The 22,521-nt window shown below is 52.1% G+C and carries 20 protein-coding genes; 11 read left to right on the forward strand and 9 right to left on the reverse strand.

What is annotated here, in order from left to right; translation table 11 throughout:
• Positions 1 to 27: 27 nt before the first annotated feature.
• On the forward strand, positions 28 to 1,527 hold the full coding sequence (locus NSP04_RS12745; RefSeq protein ID WP_257512736.1) for an amidase: 1,500 nt from the start codon (positions 28 to 30) through the stop codon (positions 1,525 to 1,527).
• On the opposite strand, the gene NSP04_RS12750 is transcribed toward NSP04_RS12745, so the two are convergent.
• The 5 genes from NSP04_RS12750 to prpB all read right to left on the reverse strand — a co-directional run bounded on the left by NSP04_RS12750 (position 1,524) and on the right by prpB (position 10,383).
• Positions 1,524 to 3,773, reverse strand: a complete 2,250-nt coding sequence (locus NSP04_RS12750; protein WP_257512737.1) for a phosphoenolpyruvate carboxylase — start codon at positions 3,771 to 3,773, stop codon at positions 1,524 to 1,526. The two genes, NSP04_RS12745 and NSP04_RS12750, sit on opposite strands and share 4 nt — an antisense overlap.
• A 697-nt stretch (positions 3,774 to 4,470) precedes the next feature.
• Positions 4,471 to 5,664, reverse strand: coding sequence for a 2-methylaconitate cis-trans isomerase PrpF (gene prpF, locus NSP04_RS12755; protein ID WP_257512738.1), 1,194 nt, complete (start codon positions 5,662 to 5,664; stop codon positions 4,471 to 4,473).
• Entirely contained in the window at positions 5,661 to 8,279 is a 2,619-nt protein-coding gene (acnD, locus tag NSP04_RS12760; RefSeq protein WP_257512739.1) for a Fe/S-dependent 2-methylisocitrate dehydratase AcnD, read from the reverse strand. The genes prpF and acnD overlap by 4 nt, the downstream gene beginning before the upstream one ends.
• Before the next feature lie 3 nt (positions 8,280 to 8,282).
• Positions 8,283 to 9,443: a bifunctional 2-methylcitrate synthase/citrate synthase gene (prpC, locus tag NSP04_RS12765; RefSeq protein ID WP_257512740.1), complete on the reverse strand. Its 1,161-nt coding sequence runs from the start codon at positions 9,441 to 9,443 to the stop codon at positions 8,283 to 8,285.
• Positions 9,444 to 9,501: 58 nt separating this feature from the next.
• Positions 9,502 to 10,383 carry a methylisocitrate lyase gene (gene prpB, locus NSP04_RS12770; protein ID WP_257512741.1) on the reverse strand — a complete coding sequence of 294 codons (882 nt, stop codon included), beginning with the start codon at positions 10,381 to 10,383 and terminating at the stop codon, positions 9,502 to 9,504.
• A gap of 195 nt (positions 10,384 to 10,578) precedes the next feature.
• Here prpB and prpR point away from each other — a divergent pair, with 195 nt between their 5' ends.
• The 4 genes from prpR (at position 10,579) to NSP04_RS12790 (ending at position 13,272) form a co-directional block, all read left to right on the forward strand.
• Entirely contained in the window at positions 10,579 to 12,171 is a 1,593-nt protein-coding gene (gene prpR, locus NSP04_RS12775) for a propionate catabolism operon regulatory protein PrpR (protein ID WP_257512742.1), read from the forward strand.
• Between the two features lie 70 nt (positions 12,172 to 12,241).
• Positions 12,242 to 12,649: an alternative ribosome rescue aminoacyl-tRNA hydrolase ArfB gene (gene arfB / locus NSP04_RS12780; protein ID WP_257512743.1), complete on the forward strand. Its 408-nt coding sequence runs from the start codon at positions 12,242 to 12,244 to the stop codon at positions 12,647 to 12,649.
• A 96-nt stretch (positions 12,650 to 12,745) separates the two neighbouring features.
• Complete coding sequence (locus NSP04_RS12785) at positions 12,746 to 12,904, forward strand: YqaE/Pmp3 family membrane protein (protein WP_257512744.1); 159 nt, start codon at positions 12,746 to 12,748, stop codon at positions 12,902 to 12,904.
• 146 nt (positions 12,905 to 13,050) lie between these two features.
• Positions 13,051 to 13,272: a hypothetical protein gene (locus NSP04_RS12790; RefSeq protein ID WP_257512745.1), complete on the forward strand. Its 222-nt coding sequence runs from the start codon at positions 13,051 to 13,053 to the stop codon at positions 13,270 to 13,272.
• Here the strand turns inward: NSP04_RS12790 and rlmF are convergent, their stop codons facing one another.
• Both rlmF and NSP04_RS12800 read right to left on the reverse strand, forming a co-directional pair.
• Entirely contained in the window at positions 13,273 to 14,181 is a 909-nt protein-coding gene (gene rlmF, locus NSP04_RS12795; RefSeq protein WP_257512746.1) for a 23S rRNA (adenine(1618)-N(6))-methyltransferase RlmF, read from the reverse strand.
• Entirely contained in the window at positions 14,178 to 16,139 is a 1,962-nt protein-coding gene (locus NSP04_RS12800) for an AsmA family protein (RefSeq protein WP_257512747.1), read from the reverse strand. Before NSP04_RS12800 ends, rlmF begins: the two co-directional genes overlap by 4 nt.
• 250 nt (positions 16,140 to 16,389) lie before the next feature.
• Between NSP04_RS12800 and NSP04_RS12805 the strand changes: the two genes are divergently transcribed.
• Positions 16,390 to 16,515, forward strand: a complete 126-nt coding sequence (locus tag NSP04_RS12805) for a hypothetical protein (RefSeq protein WP_257512913.1) — start codon at positions 16,390 to 16,392, stop codon at positions 16,513 to 16,515.
• On the forward strand, positions 16,512 to 16,811 hold the full coding sequence (locus NSP04_RS12810) for a DUF1330 domain-containing protein (protein WP_257512748.1): 300 nt from the start codon (positions 16,512 to 16,514) through the stop codon (positions 16,809 to 16,811). Before NSP04_RS12805 ends, NSP04_RS12810 begins: the two co-directional genes overlap by 4 nt.
• 8 nt (positions 16,812 to 16,819) lie before the next feature.
• On the opposite strand, the gene NSP04_RS12815 is transcribed toward NSP04_RS12810, so the two are convergent.
• A complete protein-coding gene (locus tag NSP04_RS12815) occupies positions 16,820 to 17,788 on the reverse strand; it encodes an HpcH/HpaI aldolase/citrate lyase family protein (protein ID WP_257512749.1) in 969 nt (322 codons plus the stop codon).
• 72 nt (positions 17,789 to 17,860) lie between these two features.
• The gene (locus NSP04_RS12820) at positions 17,861 to 18,847 is read right to left on the reverse strand and encodes a malate dehydrogenase (protein WP_257512750.1); all 987 of its coding nucleotides are present in this window, start codon (positions 18,845 to 18,847) and stop codon (positions 17,861 to 17,863) included.
• 160 nt (positions 18,848 to 19,007) lie between these two features.
• Here NSP04_RS12820 and NSP04_RS12825 point away from each other — a divergent pair, with 160 nt between their 5' ends.
• The 4 genes from NSP04_RS12825 (at position 19,008) to sdhA (ending at position 22,509) form a co-directional block, all read left to right on the forward strand.
• Positions 19,008 to 19,736, forward strand: a complete 729-nt coding sequence (locus NSP04_RS12825) for a GntR family transcriptional regulator (RefSeq protein ID WP_257512751.1) — start codon at positions 19,008 to 19,010, stop codon at positions 19,734 to 19,736.
• A 195-nt stretch (positions 19,737 to 19,931) separates the two neighbouring features.
• Complete coding sequence (sdhC, locus tag NSP04_RS12830) at positions 19,932 to 20,345, forward strand: succinate dehydrogenase, cytochrome b556 subunit (RefSeq protein WP_257512752.1); 414 nt, start codon at positions 19,932 to 19,934, stop codon at positions 20,343 to 20,345.
• Complete coding sequence (gene sdhD, locus NSP04_RS12835) at positions 20,345 to 20,725, forward strand: succinate dehydrogenase, hydrophobic membrane anchor protein (protein WP_257512910.1); 381 nt, start codon at positions 20,345 to 20,347, stop codon at positions 20,723 to 20,725. Before sdhC ends, sdhD begins: the two co-directional genes overlap by 1 nt.
• Positions 20,726 to 20,727: 2 nt before the next feature.
• Positions 20,728 to 22,509: a succinate dehydrogenase flavoprotein subunit gene (sdhA, locus tag NSP04_RS12840; RefSeq protein ID WP_257512753.1), complete on the forward strand. Its 1,782-nt coding sequence runs from the start codon at positions 20,728 to 20,730 to the stop codon at positions 22,507 to 22,509.
• Positions 22,510 to 22,521: the final 12 nt, after the last annotated feature.

Raw genomic sequence — 22,521 nt, forward strand, 5'->3', positions numbered from 1 at the left:
TTATTCAAATTTCGGAGACAGATGAAAATGGCTGGTTTCAAAGAATTCGACAGGTTTGATGCGCTTGGCTTGGCTGAGTTGGTCAGGAATGGCGAGGTTAGCGCCGCAGATTTACTCGAGGAAAGCATTTCCCGCACAGAAAAAGTGAATCCACGTTTGAATGCTGTGATTCGTCCCATGTACGACATTGCGCGTGCGCGTGCCAAGGAAGCTGTTGAAGGTCCTTTCGCAGGCGTACCTTTTCTGCTCAAAGATCTGATTGCAAGTTACGCCGGTGTTGAAATGAGCAGTGGTAGCCGTTTTTTCAAGGGCCATGTACCTACCCAGGACTCCGAATACGTGGCTCGCTTTAAAAGGGCTGGGCTGAATATATTCGGGAAAACTGCCACGCCTGAATTTGGAATCACCCCCTCCACTGAGCCTGAACTAACCGGGCCATGCCGCAACCCCTGGGATCCGTTGCGCAGCCCTGGTGGGTCCAGCGGCGGTTCTTCATGTGCCGTGGCCGCTGGAATAGTACCCATGGCCAGCGCCAGTGACGGCGGTGGCTCCATTCGCGTACCTGCGTCCTGCACTGGCTTGTTTGGTTTGAAGCCCAGCCGGGGGCGCGTGCCCTCCGGGCCAGATCACCCTGATGGCTGGTTTGGTTTTATCGCAGAAGGGGTGGTGTCCCGCACGGTACGAGACTCTGCTCACATGCTCGACTGCCTGCAAGGTAACTACCCGGGCCAGTTGCAAAGAATTGCACCACCTGCCAAAGCCTATGCAACCGCCATCACTGCCAAGCCCAAAAAGCTGAAAATCGCATATTCGCTTGATCCTGCTTTGGGTGAAAGCTTGCACAGTGATTGCCGGGATGGCGTCCTGGAAACAGTTAAGTTGCTGGAAAGCCTTGGGCATGTGTGTGAAGAAGTGCGCCTTCCCCTGAATAAAGAAGAATTTATTTACGCTTACACCGTGCTGGTGTGTTCTGAAATGGCGGCCACGTTGAAAGAAGGTGAGCGAGTTTTGGGTCGCAAGGGCAAGGCTTCCGATTTTGAAGCACGAACTTGGGCGCTAATGAAGCTGGGGCGCAGCTTTAACGGTGGCGACGTAGCGAATGCGGTGTGGACCATGGCACAGTTTTCACGTCAGTGGATGACGTTTTTCGAGCCGTACGATGCGTTGCTTACCAGCACCCTTGGTGAGTTGCCCATATCGGTGGGTGGCCTGCGGCCTACTTCCCAGGAATTGGTCGAATTGAAGGCCTTAAGCTACTTGCCCATTGGTTTTATCGCGAAACAAAAGGATTTTGTGTTGAAAGCGGGGCGAAGGGTATACCAATACTGCTCGCAAACCATGCCGGCCAACGTAACTGGTCAGCCGTCAATGAGTGTGCCTTTGCATTGGAACGCACAAAATATACCTGTGGGCATGATGTTCACCGGCCGTTTTGGTGAAGAGCACGTGTTGTTGAACCTGGCCGCCCAACTGGAGCAGGCCAAGCCATGGGCGGACAAACGCCCGCCCATTTATGCTGGAAATTAACCAAAGCGCCCCAACGCGTTGCCCACCGCCTGCATGGACAAAGCCATCAACTCATCGCTCACTTCGATGCCTGGTTGTTGCAGCTTAGCTTTCAGCAGCGCGGCTTGGACGCCATGTGCCAGTTGCCTTTGGGGCATGACGGTCGTTGACTCCGGGTTTGTTTTAACGCCCTTGATTAGTTGAATCATCTCCCTGGTATTGTTGTATTCGTCTTTCAGCATGTTGAAAATTACCTTGTCATTGCCAGGCAAGATATTGGCGTAATGCTCGGCCGTGGTCATGTCCGCTTTTTGCAGGGCATTGTCCGATCGGTCAACAAGGTTCTTGAAGAACGGCCATTCCTTGTACATGTTCTGTAACTGGGTGGCGCGTTTGGAGGGTGTATCGCCCGTTACGTCGGTGGCGGTATCCAGGTAGGAGCGCAGCGCAGTGCCCAGACCGAAGTAAGCCGGTGCCAAAGAACCTGACTGATACCATGCCGCCGTGTAGGGAATGGCTCGCAATTTGGCTAGGTATTCCTTGCCTTCAAGGCCCGCTTTTCGAGAAGAGGGGCGGCTGCCCGCATTGCTTAAGCCCACGTATTCCAATGGTGTAGTTGTCTTCAGAAAATCGGCCAGTTTGGGTTCATCGTACAGGGTGCAATAATGATTGTCGGCCGCAGTTGATAAGGCTTCCATTGTGTCCGCATACTTTTCAATCAGCTTGTCTTTTCCTGTGGAACTTTGTTGCAGTGTTGCTGACAGCATGTTGCTCAAGTTATGGTTTGATAACATGCGATTACCGAATTTGTGGGCCACTTCCTCGCCTTGTTCGGTTTGTCTAAACCCGGTTTCAAGCGACGCACCATCCAGGTATTGAATTTCGTCTTGATAGGTTTGTCCCGCGCCACGCGCTTCTGTGCCACCACGCCCGTGAAATGCGTACATTTTGATGCCGCGTTCTTCTGCAATATTTTGCAAGCTCGATGTGTTTTTGTATACCTCCCATGCCGCAGAAGTAATACCATTTGAGCGCATGCTGTCGCTGTAACCCAGCATTACCTGCTGCACACCATCACCACTTTTCAAACGATCTGCATACCAAGGCGTATCTAGCAGTGCCCTGACCAATCCGTTCGCATTTTTTAAATCCGGCACAGTTTCAATTAAAGGCACAACTTTCATTTGCAGTGTGTCATCTTGTGCAAGGCCTGCGTATTTCAGCATCACACACACTTCCAGCATGTCGCTCAGTGTCTCTGTGTTCGCAGTAATAATGTTTTGCAGCGCTTTGTGACCAAACTTGTCTTGAATTTCCTTGTAACAGCTCAGGAAGTCAATTTCCTTCTGGATGGTCGCATCGCTGCTGCTGGCCTCGGTGACCATTTGATAGCCAGGTTCGTCGTTCAACACTTTTGTCAGCACATCAACGCGCTGTTCCTCACTCATTCGTAGATAGCTTCCGTGGGTTTGTCCCGTGGAATCCAGCAATGCACCCACTGTTTTTTGGTTCATCTCGCTGTTTTGGCGAATATCGGTGCTTGCGCCATGAAATCCCATTGCATCCACCGACAACTTAAGCTGTTCAAGTTTGTTACCAAGTTGGGTGCGCTGTTCAGAGGGCAGCGCGCTCAAGTCCAGTTGCGACAGTTCAGTGACATGGTTTTTAAACTCGCCTGGCGATGCATACCGTAGGTCACTGGCTTGCCCATTGATCAGATAGTCCTTTGTAGCCTGCAATTTGTCGCGCAATGAATTCAACGGTTCGGCATGGCCTGCTCGAACCATCAGGTTGGGCAGGCTGCCAGGTTTGCGATCCTTCTGGCTACCCAGTTTTTCAGCATACGCTTCGAATGCAGATTTGCTGAGTGACTGCACAATTTCATTGAGTACAGCTGGTGTAATGTTTGGATTGCCGTCCCTATCACCGCCGATCCAGTTGCCAACGTTAATTAGTGCTTTGTCGATCTGCGGGCGGTCATCCTCGATCAGTGAGAGGCGCACTTCTTTGTGTGCTTTGCGCATGGACACCAAGGCGTTGTCCAGCGAGGATTTGATCAGGTTGGCTTCATCCAGTACGGTGGGTTTACTTTCCCTGCGCCCCGCCTTACTCCACAACTGTCGCGCAAATTCACCGGCAGGTAGCTCGCCACTGTGTACTTTGGGTAATTCATTCAGTAATTCCTGTGTCGATTCAGGGCGGTTCAGTTGGGTAGGGTGGGCAGTGAAGACAGGGGACACCAAAAAATGCGGTGATGCAAGCGCCATGGGTGAACTGCCATGAAAACTGTTGCTGGAAACGCTGCGGCGAATAGTATTTCTGTAGTCACTTGTTGACAGGTTTTCCACCAATCGACCCTGATTCTTCAGTTGGAATTCGCAACTCAGATACTTGAGCAAGTTCGCGCACGGTTTTGGTGACAGAAGGTGCCTTTGGACAAAGCGTTCTGTCAATGTAAAAATTTGGTTCGATGAGTCGGCAGGATTTTGTTTTGTTATCTCGTCAAACTGATCGAACAAATCTTGGAGGGCAGTTTTGTCTTGGCCTGAAAGCTCGTCAATTGCTGTCTGTTTTAGGTGAGCCAGTACCTCATCGGAACTTGACAGCGTCTGCCCAAGGCTAATGTTGCTGGTGAAGCTATCTGGGGAGTTCGTTATTTCACGATTGAATATTTTTGCTGTGGCGGATGAAGTGACGGGCATGTTCTTTCCAGTGAATCGGTTGAAAACAGCACACAAGGATAGGTTCAAGCGATTTATGTCACTACACAGAGTGAACATTTTGGGGGGTGGGAAGATCTTTGTTTTGAATGTTTGTTATATTCTGTTCGTCACTGCGGTTTTGAGGCCTGCGAGCGTTTTGGTCAAACAGAAAACCACGTAGTGAGTGGGTCTACCTTCAATTTAGTTCCATAAAAAAGCCCGAATATTTCTATCCGGGCTTGTAGAGCAAATAAAACCAATGTCAGTCTTGGGGAACTCGCACCCAACCTTCCATAAGTACACGTGCACTTCTGCTCATAATGGCTTTTTTCACAGCCCACTGACCATTTTCGATTGCAGCTTGAGCACCCACGCGCAACGTGCCGCTGGGGTGGCCAAACCGAACAGCTTCACGCTCACTCCCTCCGGCGGCCAGGTTTACCAAGGTGCCCGGAATGGCCGCAGCAGTGCCAATGGCAACCGCTGCCGTGCCCATCATGGCATGGTGCAGTTTGCCCATGCTCATGGCGCGCACCAGCAAGTCGATGGACTGGGCTTCAACAACCTTGCCGCTTGAACTGGTGTAGGTTTTTGGTGGTGCCACAAACGCCACCTTGGGGGTGTGTTGGCGTGTAGCGGCCTCGTCCACGTGTTTGATCAAACCCATTTTCACCGCCCCGTGGGCACGGATCGTTTCGAACATGGCCAGGGCCTTGGGGTCGCTGTTGATGTCGTCTTGCAGCTCGCAACCGGTGTAGCCAATGCTGTCGGCATTTACAAAAATAGTAGGAATACCCGCGTTGATCATCGTGGCTTTGAATGTGCCTACACCAGGTACTTCAAGGTCGTCCACCAAATTGCCGGTGGGGAACATGCTGCCCGAAGCGCCGTCTTCACCTTCATCAGCCGGGTCCAGAAATTCAAGTTGCACTTCAGCAGCCGCGAAGGTAACGCCATCGAGTTCAAAGTCGCCAGTTTCCTGAACAAGCCCTTCCGAGATGGGCACATGCGCAATGATGGTTTTGCCAATATTGGCTTGCCAAATGCGCACCTCGCAGGTGCCGTTTTGTGGCACACGCGAAGGGTCGACCAGTCCGCTGGCTACCGCGAATGAACCCACTGCGGAAGACAGGTTGCCACAGTTTCCGCTCCAGTCCACAAAAGCCTTGTCGATTGAAACCTGCCCAAACAGATAGTCCACATCATGGTCCGCTTTGCTGCTTTTGCTTAAAATCACAGTTTTGCTGGTGCTTGATGTGGCACCACCCATGCCGTCGATTTGCTTGCCGTAGGGGTCGGGGCTGCCAATGACACGCAGCAGCAGTTTGTCGCGTGCTTCGCCCGGTTTCTGGCATGCTTCGGGCAAATCCTGCAACCTGAAAAACACGCCCTTGCTGGTGCCGCCACGCATGTAGGTTGCAGCTACTTTCAGTTGCTGGGTGTTTTTATTGCTCATGCAGCAGTTCCTTCAAGGAAGTCTTGCGCGAAACGCTGCAACACGCCGCCGGCTTCATAAATTGAAACCTCTTCAGCAGTGTCCAGGCGGCAGGTTACGGGGAATTCAACACGCTCGCCATTCTTGCGGGTCATCACCACGGTCAGGGTTGCGCGCGGGCTGCGCTCACCCAACACTTCAAACACTTCCGTGCCGTCAATGTTGTAGGTGTGGCGTGTGTCGCCCGCCTTGAATTCAAGGGGCAGGGTGCCCATGCCAATCAGGTTGGTGCGGTGAATGCGCTCAAAGCCTTCGGCAACAATCGCTTCCACGCCCGCAAGGCGAACGCCTTTCGCGGCCCAGTCGCGTGAAGAGCCTTGGCCGTAATCCGCACCGGCAATAATAATCAGCGGTTGGCCACGGTCCATGTAGGTTTCAATCGCTTCCCACATGCGCGTTACTTTGCCTTCTGGTTCAATACGTGCCAACGAGCCTTTTTTCACCTTGCCGTCCGCGTCGCGAACCATCTCGTTTTGCAGAGTAGGGTTGGCGAAGGTGGCGCGTTGTGCGGTCAAATGGTCGCCGCGGTGCGTCGCGTAGCTGTTGAAGTCTTCCTCAGGCAAGCCCATTTTGTGCAGGTATTCACCGGCCGCGCTATTCATCATGATTGCGTTCGATGGGCTTAGGTGATCGGTGGTGATGTTGTCACCCAGCACCGCAAGCGGGCGCATGTTTTTCAAGGTACGTGGTCGAGCAGCCAAAGCACCCTGGCCCTCAGTGTCCCAATACGGTGGGCGGCGAATGTAAGTGCTTTGCGGGCGCCAGTCGTACAAGGGGCTTTTCGCTTCTTCAATCGCACCAAGGTCAAACATGGGAATGTAAATTTCGCGAAACTGGGAAGGCTTCACGAACTCATTCACGATTGCATCGATTTCTTCGTCGCTGGGCCACAGGTCGATCAGGCGAATTTCCTTTCCGTTCACCACACCCAGCACATCGCGTTCAATGTCAAATCGAATGGTGCCCGCAATCGCATAAGCCACCACCAGCGGTGGACTGGCCAAAAAGGCCTGCTTGGCATAGGGGTGAATGCGGCCATCGAAGTTACGGTTGCCGGAAAGCACGGCTGTGGCGTACAAATCGCGGTCGATGATTTCCTGTTGAATTTTCGGATCAAGAGCGCCGCTCATGCCATTGCAGGTGGTGCAAGCGAATGCCACAATGCCAAAGCCCAGCTTTTCCAGTTCAGGCAGCAGGCCTGAATCCTTCAAATACAACTCGGCTACCTTGGAACCTGGGGCGAAAGATGACTTCACCCAGGGTTTGCGCACTAAGCCCATCTCGTTGGCTTTGCGGGCCAACAAAGCTGCAGCCACCACGTTGCGGGGGTTGCTTGTGTTGGTGCAGCTGGTAATAGCGGCGATAATCACCGCGCCATCTGGCATTAAGCCTTCAGCTTCCTGGGCGCGTGCTGCCTCCAGATTGCCTGAAATGCCTTTGGCTGCCAAATCGCTGGTGGCCACACGGGCGTGCGGGTTGGATGGCCCAGCCATGCTTCGTACTACCTTGCTCAAATCGAATGTCAGTACGCGTTCGTATTCAGCCCCCACCATTTTGCTGGCCCACAAGCCAGTGTGCTTGGCGTATTGTTCGACCAGTTTCACCTGTTCATCTTCACGGCCAGTCAGCTTCAGGTAATCAATGGTTTGCTCGTCGATGTAGAACATCGCAGCAGTGGCACCGTATTCCGGGGTCATGTTGGAAATGGTTGCACGGTCGCCAATGGTCAAGCTGTTCGCGCCTTCACCGAAAAATTCAATGTAGGCACCCACCACGCGTTCCTTGCGCAAAAATGCAGTCAATTCCAGCACGATGTCGGTTGCGGTAATGCCAGGTTGGCGCTTGCCGGTCAGTTCCACGCCCACAATGTCGGGCAGGCGCATCATTGATGCACGCCCCAGCATCACTGTTTCGGCTTCAAGGCCACCCACACCAATTGAAATCACGCCCAGTGCGTCCACGTGCGGTGTGTGGCTGTCCGTACCCACACAGGTGTCTGGGAATGCCACGCCATCGCGAACCTGTACCACCGGCGACATTTTTTCCAGGTTGATCTGGTGCATGATGCCGTTGCCGGCTGGAATTACGTCCACATTCTTGAATGCAGTTTTGGTCCAGTTAATAAAATGGAAACGGTCTTCGTTGCGGCGTTCTTCAATGTCGCGGTTTTTCTGGAATGCATCGGGATCAAAACCGCCGCATTCCACAGCCAGTGAGTGGTCTACGATCAACTGAGTGGGCACTACAGGGTTTACCAGCGATGGGTCGCCGCCCTGGTCCGCAATCGCATTGCGAAGGCCTGCCAAATCGACCAAAGCAGTTTGGCCCAGAATGTCGTGGCACACCACGCGCGCGGGGTACCAAGGAAAGTCCAGGTCTCGCTTGCGGTAAATCAGTTGCTTCAGGCTGTCGGTCAATGCGCCCGGTTCGCAACGGCGCACCAGTTGCTCGGCCAACACCTTGCTGGTGTATGGCAACTTGTCCCAAGCACCGGGTTCGATTGCATCGACAGCCGCTTGGGTGTCGAAGAAATCAAGTGCAGTGCCGGGCAGGTTCTTTCTGAATTGAGTGTTCATAAATTATTTGCGATCCTTGATGGCTACAAATTTCTGGTCTTCAGGGCCGGTGTAGTTGGCGCTTGGGCGAATAATCTTGCCGTCAATGCGTTGTTCAATGACGTGGGCGCTCCAGCCGGAAGTGCGGGCAATCACGAACAGGGGGGTGAACATGGCAGTGGGCACGCCCATCATGTGGTAACTAACAGCGCTGAACCAGTCCAGGTTCGGGAACATTTTCTTGATTTCCCACATCACGCTTTCCAAGCGTTCGGCGATGTTGTACATCTTCATGTTGTTTTGTTCTTTGGACAAATCTTCCGCCACTTTCTTGATCACCACGTTGCGGGGATCGCTCACGGTGTACACCGGGTGGCCAAAACCAATCACCACCTCTTTGCGTTCTACGCGGGCGCGAATGTCAGCCTCTGCTTCATCGGGTGTGTCGTAACGTTTTTGAATCTCGAATGCCACTTCGTTGGCGCCGCCATGTTTGGGGCCGCGCAGGGCACCAATACCACCGCAAATTGCGGAATACATGTCGGAACCAGTGCCAGCCACCACGCGGCTGGTGAACGTGGATGCGTTGAATTCATGTTCCGCGTACAGAATCAGCGAGGTGTGCATGGCGCTAACCCAGCTGTCACGGGGTTTTTCGCCGTGCAGCAAATGCAGGAAGTGGCCACCGATGGAATCATCGTCGGTTTCCACTTCAATTCGCTTGCCGTTGTGGCTGTAGTGGTACCAGTAAAGCAGCATGCTGCCCAGGCTGGCCATCAGTTTGTCGGCAATGTCGCGGGCACCGGGGTGGTTGTGGTCGTCTTTCTCGGGTTGTAGGCAACCCAGTACTGAAACACCGGTGCGCATTACGTCCATGGGGTGGGCTGATGGGGGCAGGGCTTCCAGCGCTTGCTTCACGCCAGCGGGAATGCCGCGCAATGCTTTCAGCTTCAGCTTGTAGCCAGCCAATTCAGCCACGGTGGGCAGCTTGCCGTGCACCAGCAGGTAAGCAATTTCCTCGAACTCGGTGGTGGTGGCCAAATCAAGAATGTCGTAACCGCGGTAAGCCAAATCGTTGCCTGTGCGGCCTACGGTACACAGGGCAGTGTTGCCTGCGGAGGTGCCAGAAAGGGCGACGGATTTCTTGGGCTTAAAGCCGGGGTTTGTTGTTTGTTGCTCAGACATTGCTGTCTCCTGTTTAAAATGGTGTTTTATAACAATTATTTATTGTGTTTTTTTAAAGTTATTTCTGCTGAAACAAGGCGTCCAGTTTCTGCTCGAAGTCGTGGTAGCCAATGCTGTCATAGAGCTCCATGCGAGTTTGCATGGTGTCCAGCACATTCTTCTGGGTGCCGTCCCGGCGAACTGCTTCGTACACATTTTGTGCTGCTTTGTTCATGGCGCGGAATGCGCTCAAAGGGTAAAGCACCAGGCCAACACCTGCGCCTTTCAGTTCTTCGGTGGTAAACAGGGGCGTGGCACCGAATTCGGTAATGTTCGCCAGCACGGGTACCTTCACAGCATCCACGAATTGCTGGTACATGCTCAGTTCGGTCATTGCTTCAGGGAAAATCATGTCGGCACCGGCCTCAACACAGGCACAGGCGCGGTCGATCGCAGACTGCAATCCTTCAACGGCCAGCGCATCGGTGCGGGCCATGATTACGAAGTCATCTGAACCACGTGCATCCACTGCGGCCTTAATGCGGTCGACCATTTCAGCTTGGGTCACAATGGCTTTGCCGGGGCGGTGGCCACAACGCTTTGCGCCCACCTGGTCTTCAATGTGCATGGCGGCAGCACCGGCTTTCATCATGGCTTTGGTGGTGCGGGCAATGTTGAAGGCGGATGATCCAAAACCAGTGTCTACGTCGACCAGCAGGGGCGTGTCGCACACATCGGTAATACGGCGTACATCAGTCAATACATCGTCTAGCCCTGAAATGCCCAAGTCGGGCAGGCCCAGTGAACCGGCGGCCACACCGCCACCGCTTAGGTAAATGGCTTTGAAGCCAGCGCGTTTGGCCAGCAGCGCATGGTTGGCGTTGATTGCGCCAATCACTTGCAAAGGTTGTTCTTCTCTTACGGCCTGGCGAAAACGGGCGCCTGCGGAATTTTGGGTCATGGAATTCTCCTTGTTGTATGTGTTGTGTAGTGCAGGGTTCGTGCCAGTTGAAATAAATAGATATATATTTATTTTTTTACAATTATTTAAACGACATATATGAGGTGATTTCTAGAATAATTGAATGGTATTTTGAAACATATTTGTATAATATGAAACCAAGTGATGTTTCAAATGTAACGCAAGGTCTTTTTAATGAAACCCAGAGTAGTGGTGTTCAGTATTAGTGCGCTGGCAGGCACGCTGCGCGAAATTTCCCGCGATTACACAGGTTCAGCCAATATTGAGCTTGTACCCAAGGCTTATGAAGACGCTTTGGCCTATGCGCGCAACCGCTACTACACCGACACGGCCGACGTGTTTGTCGCGGCTGGTTCCAATGGTGCATTTCTGCTGAATCAGCTTGAAGCACCACTCGTCATTATTCGCACCGATGGTTTCGATGTCATGCAGGCTTTGGCTTCTGCACGAAAATCATCGGCAGCGGTGGGCTTAGTCAGCTATGAACATGCTTTCGATGAGCTTGAACAGTTTGCCCGCGCTTTTGATGTTCCCTTGAACACCCGCACCTACCGCACCCCGGAAGACGCGCGCCGTGCCGTACGGGAATTGGCGCAATTGGGCGTGAAGGTGGTGGTGGGCTCAGGCTTGGTTACTGAAATTGCACAGGAAATGGGCCTTGAAGCAATTCTGATTTATTCCCGCCAGGGCGTAGTGAAAGCGTTTGAAGAAGCAATACGGTTGGCCAGTGCCAAGGCAACTGGTGGGGTGCGGCGCAGCAGCCAAGCCTACACTTACCACACCGAGCAAGATTTAATCGGTAATAGCGCAGCTGTGCAAAAGCTTCGCAGCACCATACGGCTTTGTGGTGGCATTGATTTTTCCGTACTCATTCAAGGTGAAACAGGGGTTGGCAAAGAATTGGTTGCGCAATCCATTCACACGGCCGGCTCGCGCGCTGGCAAGCCGTTTGTGGCCATTAATTGCGCTTCGCTGACTGAAACCTTGCTTGAAAGCGAGCTGTTTGGTTACGAGGAAGGCGCGTTTTCCGGCGCAGTAAAGGGCGGGCGCGCAGGCATGTTTGAAAGTGCGCAAGGTGGCACTGTATTTCTCGACGAAATTGGCGACATGCCCTTGGCCTTTCAAACACGATTGCTGCGCATTCTGGAAGACGGCACCGTGCGTCGAATTGGCTCAGCGGCTTCGCGCAAAGTTGATTTTCGCTTGCTGGCTGCCAGCAATGTGAACTTGCAACAAGCCGTTGAGGCAGGGCGGTTTCGCGAAGACCTGTATTTCCGCTTGAATGAAATGTTGATTCAAATCCAACCCCTGCGGGAACGTGTTGAAGACATTGTTGAATTGGCGGGTCATTTTCTACGCACCACGCCGGTTCGGGTTAGCAAGGCGCGTTTTGACGCATTTCTTCAACTGGCTTTGCCAGTTTTGCAAACTTTGCCATGGCCCGGAAATATCAGGCAGTTGAAAAATGTTTGTCGCAGGGCGGCGGTACTAATGCTCCAGGACAACGATGTTTTATCGTGGCGAACTTGGTTTCCAGATTTGTTCCAGAAAGCGTTTAAACCGCCCGTGGCAGAACAAGCACCTGCTTCCAGTCATGAATTCACCACAATGAACGAATTGGCTTTGGCCTACAGCCGTGCAGCCAAGGCCGATCGAGCTGCGATTGTTCAAAGTGCATTGAAATTGGCTGATGGACAGGTGCAGATGGTTGCAGCAGGTCTGGGGGTAAGCCGTTCAACCGTATGGCGTTTGGGAAAAGTAAATTGATATGTCGTATTGCTTGAGTTTTTGAGGGTTCAAGGGTTGATCAGTCGTTGCTTCCGCTAAGCTCTCATTTATGTCCTACATTGCTCCAAAAATTACAGAATCAGAAGTTGAATTTACCGCCATTCGCGCCCAAGGTGCGGGTGGCCAGAACGTCAACAAGGTATCCAGCGCCATTCACTTGCGTTTCGACATTCGTTCGTCTTCGCTGCCCGAATTCATCAAGGAAAAGTTATTGGTCTTGCAAGATCAGCGAGTGACCAAAGAAGGTGTTGTTGTGATTAAAGCGCAAACCACCCGCAGCCAGGAACAGAACCGGGTCGATGCACTGGCCCGGTTGAATGAATTAATTGCTGAAGTTTCAAAACCGGTGAAAACACGTCGCGAAACCCGGCCCACCCTGGGTTCCAAGCAACGTCGCCTGGAAGGCAAATCAATTCGCGGGCAGGTCAAAGCGCTTCGGGGCAAGATTCAAGACTGATTCAGTCCACGCCATCGTCCGCCCTGCGTTAATCATTGGTATTTAGCCAACGCTACGGCACTATCTACACACATCTTTTAAATTTAAGGAGAATTAATGGATCTTATCCGCATACTGATCGCGATTTTGTTGCCACCCTTGGGCGTGTTTTTGCAAGAGGGCATCGGCAAACATTTCTGGATCAATATTATCTTGACCTTGCTGGGCTATATCCCCGGTATTGTTCACGCGGTTTACATCATCGCCAAGCGTTAAAAAGTCGCTTGTGGATCACCCTGTCAAAGGGTGGTCCGCTCTCTAGGGAAATTCGTTTGAACGTCGAGCATCGAATACCGTGTATAACATGTTCAGGGTTCGCCCGTTACTGCACACTCCACTACAATTCTTCAGGACTATAAAAAATGCAAGCCACCAAACTAATCGGAATTCTGTTGATCGTTGCAGGTACCTTGGGCTTGGCATACGGCGGTTTCAGCTACACCGAAGAAACCACCGCTGCAAAAATCGGCACACTGGAAATTACAGTTGACCAGGAAAAAAATGTGAATGTACCCATGTGGGCTGGTGTGGCCGCCATTGTGGCTGGTGCCTTGCTGTTGTTGGCAGGTGGTCGCCGCGGCTAATCAAGCAAAAGACCACGCCACAATGCGCGTGGTCTTGTTGCCTTGTTCCATTTCCACTTCGAGAATATCTCGGGCACCCACATTGCGCAGCAGCCATTTTGCTTGTCCCACATTTTCCGATTTTGAAACCAGCGTGGTAAACCAGCGGCATTGTTTGCCGAATAAAGCGCTTTCATTGATCATGGTTTGCAAAAAACCGCTTTCTCCGCCTTCGCACCACAACTCATTTTTTTGCCCACCAAAATTCAGCGCTGGCTGAGCCCTGGCGGCGGGTTTTTCACCCCGGTTGTATGCCAAGCTGTTAACCTTTCTTTGATTGCTTTTCATGGCTTCTTTTTGCGAAGCGTGAAAGGGTGGATTGCACACAGTCAGGTCGAATTTCTCACCTGGCTTGATCACACCTTCAAAAATCTTTCGCTTGTCCCTCTGCAGGCGCAAGTCAATCAACTGCTTCAGCACTTCGTTTTGATCAAGAATTGCGGCAAAATTCTTCAATGCAAGCGGGTCAATTTCGCTCCCCGAACAATGCCAACCGTAAGCTTTTGCAGCCAGCAGTGAATAAATACCATTGGCCCCAGTACCAATGTCCAGCATTCTGACTTGGCGGGAATCGGACGCCCCAATGCGGCTGTTGGAAAGCAGGTCGGCCACATAGTGAATGTAGTCCACTCGGCCTGGAATGGGCGGGCACAGGTAGCCTTCCGGCACGTTCCAACCTGCGATGCCATAGTGGTGCCTTAGCAGCGCACAATTTAAAGCCTTCACCGCGGCAGGGTCGGCAAAGTCAATGGACTCAGTGCCGTACTTGTTGGATTTTACGTGTTTTTTAAGCGCGGGAAAATCAAGGGCAAGCGCATCAAAATCGTAACCATCTTTGTGCAAATTTCTAGGGTGCAGGGTCTTGCTCAATTCTTTTCTCGTTGTGCTTTGCTGCGTGTCGCCAGGTCATAACAACCTTTATTTTCTGCACTTTGATCTGGGTCAGGTGTGCCGGAATCCACGAAAGGAATTAAAGCGGCAAGCGGATTAATCAGTGAAAGAAGCACCGCACCCGCAATTTTGCCCGCCAAGGGGCCTTTTTCCAGCGATACATCGGGATTTGCCATCGTGCCTCTCACCAACAAAGGTGTGCGCAGGCTCATTGGACTGAAATCTTTGGGTGTCACCACGACGCGTAAATCAAGTGCTTCCGTTTTCATGGAAATGCCACCGTTCACCCACAGCGCAGAATCTTTCGTATCGATTACGAATACCCGGGGACGAAGTACGCCATCTTCAGCCAGCAGGTCGGCATAGGCACAGGTCATCTGAAGCACATCGTCTCCGCGAAACCACACCCCCAAAGCCTCTGCCGCATCCAGGCCCGCTGCTTCAATCACCAAGTGCGACATCGTCCCATTTCGTACCTGTGTTCTTACAGTGCCAGCCAGGCTTCCCAGTATCTGGGCGGTGGATTGCCCTTGTCCCTTCAATTTTGCAAAACCATTCATCCGCCCCGTGAAGTAGGGTGGCTCTTGCGCTGCGCGCGGTATCGCCAACCACTGCTCAAGTTGTACGCCTTCCCATTTCAGGTCCATTTCCCACATTGCAACGTCTTCCCGACCGTCAAGCTGAACCATGCCTGCCATTTCGCCTTGAGCTGTTTTCGCATCAATCTCTGAAATGCGGAGCACCCCATCTGTCAGCAGCAAGTGCGCACGTAAAGGTCGCAAGGGTTTTAAAATTTCACTTCCCAAATCCAGGTTGTCGATGTCAATTCGAATATCTGCATTCATGGCGCGAAGTGATGGCAAATCAAAAGGTTTGTCCGGCAAAACCCGACCACTGGGGTTTTTCACTTGATTGCTTTTTGACACTGGCGCGCCTACTGTGGGTCCCAAGTCGGCAAGCACCAGCGAGGAACCCTTTAGTACGCCTGTTAATAAAGGTTGGTCTTTGTCACCTTCGAAAACAAAATCGCCTTTCAAGCGACTTTCGCCGATCGTTGCATTGGTGAAGTTCGCTTTCCACGTACTTGCGTCACGAATCAGTTCACCTTCTGTTCGAAATGGCGGTGTGTTTGGCAGCGTAATGCCCAAGGCCCCACCTGCTGAGGCCAATGACGGACCACTCACTACAAATCGACCCGACAGTTTTTGCAACTTCAGTGCGTCGGTCGCCATCCCTTTGAATGCAAGCTTTGCGGTGCCCAATGTTATTTTCAGGTCGACCGGTATGGGATCCGCATCTTTCGCTACCCAAGGCAATACGCCGGTCGATGCCAGGTCGATGTTAAGCTTTTTGGTTTGGTAATCGCCTTGCGCGCTGACCTTCAATGCGTCGCCGTCGGTCTGCCCTTCCTGCAGTGAAAGTTCAGCATTCAGATCCAAGTCAAGTTGTGCATCGTTGTAACGTACATTGCCAGTTTTGATTGCCAACAGGCCGAAAGTGGGTACAGGCTTGGATTCTGCATCAGGGTCATTTCCGGCGAACTGCCAGGAAGCTTGACCATCGGCAAGGCGCTCAAGATGAGCATCAAGCACATCGGCTTTCAAAGTGTCGATGTTCAAGGCGCTGCCCGTCTCGCCACGCCAGGCCAACAAGTCGCTGTAGTTCAACTCCAGGGTCACGTTCTTGCCTTTGACCATGTACGGTGCTTCGCTCCAACTTGGGGCACCCAATTCAAAGTTTCCTAATGTCAGTCGAACGCCGCCAATCAACCGCAATTTAAAAGCTGAGTCTTCGTCATCGTCCTGGGTTAATACCACTTTGCGTTCAAGTGTCTCTCCAAGCCAGCGTTCAGCCGGTTTGGCAAGAAAGGGCCAACCCATTAATTCAAAAATGACGACCGAAAATGTAATAGTCGCAATCACAATAGCTGCTGCCATCAAGATTGGATGCCTTTGGCGAAGCTGATTCGTAATTGGTTTTTGATTCAAAATTGGCCCGCGACCTTTAAGAAATGAAGTTTTCTGAATGCATGCAAGTGTCATGCGGTCAACTTGAACGAATCATATTCGTTATTGGCGGTATAAAACCCCAAGCGCCCAACGTCGGGCCACGTTAACTTTAAAAAGGATCTGTCAGAAATGAAAAAAGCATGGTCTTTGCTTGCTGCAGCTTTGCTGCTAAGTAGTTGTGCAGTTTACACTCCTTCAGGTTCGGTGGTGGTTGATCCACACGGTGGGGGGCATGGCGGTGGTGGCTTCTGCCCGCCGGGCCAGGCGAAAAAAGGAAATTGCTGAACAAGGTGAAGGTGCATGAGTGAATCAAACGCCGCAGTTTTCATGGTGGGACAAATCAAGATAATTGACCCTGCTCGATGGCAACAGTATCGCGACCAAGTTGCGGACACCCTAACGCCTTGGGGGGCCAAGGTAATTTTTCGTGGTAAGCAAACAGAAGTCTTTGCGTTGTCCAACCCATATACGGACATCGTCATTATCCAATTTCCGAATTCAAAAGCGGCGAGTGGCTGGTTCCACTCTCCCGCTTACCAAGCCATCATTCCATTGCGCGAATCGGCTGCGGAAGTTGTACTCACCTCATATAAGGCCTAGTGTATGAACTACCTTGCCCGCATTTTCATAACCTCGAAGTAGTAGCGGTAACTGGCACGGTCATGTAGTTCGCCTTTAATCTGAATTGGCCCCCAGTCTGCTTTTTCAGCCTCTGTCAGCACTTGCACCGCTTCCTCTACTTCAGAATCGGTGGGCAGCATGGCCGAAACAATGTGCACAATCTGATCCGGGTGAATGCTCCACATGCGCGTAAAACCAAAATCGCGCTTGGCCCGCTGCGCATCTTCAGCCGCCATTTCGGGCTGGCGAATATTTCGGGTCACATTGTGCGAGGGTACTTTGCCATATCGATGGCAAGCCGCAGAAATTTCAAGCTTCGCGCGGCGCACCAGCGGGTTTTCAAACTGGCCAGGCGAATTCAGTGCAGTTTTTGGAATGGCGCTTCGGTGGCTGGAAATGAAATCCATGATTCCAAATGAAAGCGATTCGACTTCCTCAAGGCCTGCAATATTGTGCACTGCAGCCAGGGCGCCATGTGTTTCAATCAACACATGCAAGGGTGGTGCTTCAACCCCGGCCTTGGCGCATTGCTCGCGAATTCGGGCAATAGCAAGCTTTACATCATCGAAATTCTCGGGTTTGGGTAGCATCAAATAAGCGGGGGCAGGTACACCTTCTCGCAGTACGATGGGCAATTCCTGCTCGAATGCTGGGTCTTGCACCGGGTGGAAGCGCACACCGGGTCGGCGGGTTTCGCTGCCGTAGCGGGCTGAAAAGTCCACCAGGCTTTGTGCGGCCCAAGTGGCAATTTCCGTCACCTGACCCACTACTGCACCGTCTTCAAGGTCTAGCGTAATGTCAAAGCACGCGCCAATTTCGGCGCGAATTTGTAGCGATTTCTCAAAATATTTTGGGCGCCCAGTGTAGTGGTCGCAAACGGGCAGGCTTACCTGCGCATGGTCTTCGCTGTACAAGATGGTCGAAATCGTCGACAAATCCAGGTTGTGCTTTTTCACGCTTGAATTCCTTGGTTACCAATAAAAAAAGCCAGCATTGCTGCTGGCTTTTTATCACGAAACACTTGTGAATTACTTGGCCAGCAAGTGCTTCACGCCTTCGCGTTCTTCCATTAGTTCGTTCAGGGTAATGTTGATGCGCTCCTGGCTGAATGCATCAATTTCCAGACCCTTCACAATTTCAAATTTTCCGTTTGCACAGGTCACAGGGAAGCCGAACTGAGTGCCTTCTGGAATGCCATAAGAACCATCAGAAGGAATGCCCATGGTCACCCACTTGCCATTGGTGCCCAAGACCCAGTCACGAACGTGGTCGATGGCTGCGTTTGCAGCAGAAGCTGCAGAGGACAGGCCACGCGCTTCAATAATGGCCGCACCACGCTTGCCCACGGTTGGCAGGAAGGTGTTTGCATTCCATTCCTGGTCGTTGATCATGTCTTTCACGGATGCGCCGTCAATGGTTGCAAAGCGATAGTCGGCGTACATTGTGGGCGAGTGGTTGCCCCACACAGCCAACTTTTCGATGGAAGCAACTGGCTTGCCGGTTTTGGCCGCAACCTGGCTCAGCGCGCGGTTGTGGTCCAGACGCAGCATGGAAGTGAAACAGTTCGGGTCGAGGTCTGGAGCGGATTGCTGGGCGATGTAAGCGTTGGTGTTGGCAGGGTTACCCACAACCAATACTTTCACGTTGCGCTTGGCGTTGTCGTTCAGTGCCTTGCCTTGAACCGTGAAAATGGCGCCATTCGCTTCCAGCAGGTCTTTGCGCTCCATGCCCTTGCTGCGGGGGCGTGCGCCAACCAGCAAGGCAACGTCAACATCTTTGAAGGCTGTCGCAGGATCGTCAGTGATTACCACGCCTTGCAGCAATGGGAAAGCACAGTCTTCCAGTTCCATGACCACGCCTTTCACCGCAGGCAGGGCAGGGGTAATGTCCAGCAACTGCAAAATCACGGGCTGGTCTTTGCCCAGCATGTCGCCATTGGCGATACGGAACAACAAGCTGTAGCCGATTTGGCCGGCAGCGCCTGTAACTGCAACTCGCATTGCGGGTTTGGTCATGTTAAACACTCCAAAGGATTAAAAATCGAAGGCCATAGTTTAGCGCTAAACGCTGACACCTTGTTGACTAATCTGGTGGTTTAGAAGGGTTTAACTTCTAAAAGTCCTCTATAAGATATAAGATACACATTAATCTGAAAAAACAAGACCGAGATACACTTTGCAGCCTGTAAACCCCACGTTCAGCCCGCTTTACCAGCAAATCAAGGGTTTGCTGTTGAAAAGCCTACAAGATGGCGAATGGAAGCCGGGCGAGCCAATTCCGTCTGAAACGGAATTGGCAGTGCGCTACGGCGTAAGCCAAGGCACGGTGCGCAAAGCCATTGATGAACTGGCGGCTGAAAATCTCGTCGATCGAAAACAGGGTCGGGGCACTTTTGTTGCCACGCACAATGAGGCCAAATCAGAATATCGGTTTTTGCGCCTGGCTGCCGATGAAGAACCCGGCGTGAAGCCAAAGTCCACGTATTTGTCGGTTGAGCGTGTTCGCGCCAGTTCACAGATAGCCAAATTACTTGACATCAAACCCAGTGATTCCGTATTTGTCGTCAAGCGCGTGATGCGTTTTGACACCGTGCCCCGAATTTTTGACGAAATCTGGCTGCCTGCATCTCAGTACAAAGGTCTTACCCTGGAACGTCTTCAGCAATGGAATTCCACGCTGTATGGCTTTCTTGAGAGCAATTTCAATGTTCGAATGCTGCGCGCCAAAGAACACATCAAAGCCGTCAGTGCGCAGGCCGAGCATGCCACTATCCTGCAGGTCGAGACTGGCACGCCTTTGTTACTGGTCGAGCGCCTGTCAATGACGTATGCTGACAAACCCGTGGAGTTGCGCCGCGGTTGGTATTTGACCGACAGGTTTTCATACAGGAATGAATTGTATTGAATTGATACAAGTCTTTAGCGGGCAAAAGAATGCATTTGTTTCACTTCGCACTCAAAATCAAAAACATCATGCTTTAAGCATTGGCCAATTTGAGTCAAAATATTCAACGATCCGATATTGGTTTTTTTAAATGATTCAAGCCGCAAGGCTTAGGGCTTCAGCCCGTTTTCCAATCACTTTTATAAGAACACGAGCATGTCAAACACTGTTGCGAAGAAACGTCCGGTCTACCGGAATATTCATATTACACAAATCCTGAAATACCGGCTGCCATTGGCTGGCAAGCTTTCAATCCTGCACCGCGTTAGTGGAGCAGTGTTGTTTTTGGCACTTCCAATTATTCTGTTGCCCCTTTTTGACAAAAGCATCACTTCCGAACTTACTTTCCTTGAAATGCAGTCATTGGTCAGCAGCCCCTTGGTAAAAATTGTTTTGCTGGGCTTGATCTGGTCTTACATGCACCACTTTGCCGCGGGCATCCGTTATTTGGTACTCGACATGCATGTGGGCACTGAAAAGTACGCTGCCAGCAAAAGCGCAGGCATTGTGTTCGCTGTTAGCTTGAGCCTTACCGCTTTGTTCGGCCTGAAATTGTTTGGAGTGTTTTAATTATGGGCAATAATATTGGTTCCAAGCGCCTTGTGGTCGGCGCACATTACGGTTTGAAAGAGTGGGTTGCGCAGCGAATCACCGCAGTGATAATGTCTTTGTACACAATCGGCCTTTTCTTGGCTGTTCTGTTCACGCCTGACATTGATTATGTAAAGTGGGTTGGTTTCTTCAACTTCACGGTGTTGTCGTTTCCACTGGGCAAGATTTTGGCCTTGCTGGCATTTTTATCCCTGTGCTATCACGCCTACATTGGTATTCGCGACATCTGGATGGACTACGTAAAGCCCACCGGCATTCGCCTTGGTTTGCAAGTATTTACAGCGTTGTGGTTGCTTGGTGCCGCCGGCTACGCTGCTGACATTCTCTGGAGGGTCTAAAAGTGACTGCAGTTAAAACTTCCCTTCCACGTCGCAAATTCGACGCGGTAATCGTAGGTGCGGGTGGCGCGGGTATGCGTTGTTCGCTTCAGTTGGCAGAGGCTGGTCTGAATGTAGCCGTGCTGTCCAAAGTATTCCCCACACGTTCCCACACCGTGGCTGCGCAGGGTGGTATTGGCGCCTCCCTGGGCAATATGTCGGATGACAGCTGGTACTGGCACATGTTCGACACCGTTAAAGGTTCCGATTACCTGGGTGACCAAGACGCGATTGAATTCATGTGTCGTGAAGCCCCCAAGGTTGTTTACGAACTTGAACACTTCGGCATGCCCTTCGACCGCAACCCAGACGGCACAATTTACCAGCGTCCATTCGGTGGTCACACAGCCAACTTCGGTGAAAAGCCGGTTCAGCGTGCTTGCGCTGCAGCCGACCGCACAGGCCATGCCCTGTTGCACACCCTGTACCAGCGCAATGTGCGCGCGCGCACTCAGTTTTTTGTGGAATGGATGGCGCTTGACATCATCCGCGACGCCGATGGCGACGTGGTCGGTGTAACTGCCCTTGAAATGGAAACCGGCGAAATGATGGTTTTGGAAGCCAAAACCACCGTGTTCGCAACAGGCGGCGCAGGCCGTATTTGGGACGCTTCTACCAATGCCTTCATTAACACTGGCGACGGCATGGGCATGGCAGCACGCGCTGGCATTCCTCTGGAAGACATGGAATTCTGGCAGTTCCACCCAACGGGTGTGGCCGGAGCTGGTGTTCTGGTGACCGAAGGCGTTCGCGGTGAAGGTGGTATTTTGCTGAACAGTGAAGGCGAGCGTTTCATGGAGCGTTACGCCCCAACCCTGAAAGACTTGGCCCCACGGGACTTCGTGTCCCGTTCAATGGACCAGGAAATCAAGGAAGGCCGTGGTTGTGGCCCCAACAAAGACTATGTGTTGTTGAAGCTCGACCACTTGGGCGCCGACACCATCATGAAGCGTCTGCCCTCGATTCGCGAAATCGCGATCAAGTTTGCAAACGTCGATCCAATCAAGGAACCGATTCCTGTAGTTCCAACCATTCACTACCAAATGGGCGGTATTCCAACCAATGTGTATGGTCAGGTTGTAGCACCCAAAGTACCGGGCGGCGCCAGCGAAATCGTCAATGGCATGTATGCCATCGGCGAATGTGCTTGCGTATCTGTACACGGCGCAAACCGCTTGGGCACGAACTCACTACTTGATTTGATCGTGTTTGGCCGCGCGGCTGGCAATCACATCGTCAACAGCAACCTGAAAGCCCGCACCCACAAAGAATTGCCAGCCGATGGCACCGATCCAACAATGGCGCGTGTCGACAAGCTGATGACATCCACCAGTGGCGAAAACGTGCGTGTTGTAGCCGATGCTATTCGCAAAGGCATGCAGTACCACTGTGGCGTGTTCCGCACTACGGAACTGATGGAAGCTGGCGTGACCAAGATCAACGACTTGGCTTTGCAGGCAGAAAACATCCATCTGAAAGACAAATCCAAAGTGTTTAATACGGCACTGGTTGAAGCTCTGGAATTGGCCAATCTGCAGGAAACTGCCAAGGCCACCATGGTGTCGGCAGCTGCCCGTGAAGAAAGCCGTGGCGCACACGCCCACCGCGACTTCCCGGAGCGTGATGACGACAAGTGGATGCGCCACAGCCTATGGTATTCCGAAGGCAACCGCCTGGATTACAAGCCAGTGAACTTGAAGCCACTCACAGTTGAAACCTTCCAGCCTAAAAAGCGGACGTTCTAATCAAGGTTAAGA

This window comes from Limnobacter parvus, assembly GCF_024623725.1.
In the GTDB taxonomy this organism is placed as follows: Bacteria; Pseudomonadota; Gammaproteobacteria; order Burkholderiales; family Burkholderiaceae_B; genus Limnobacter; species Limnobacter parvus.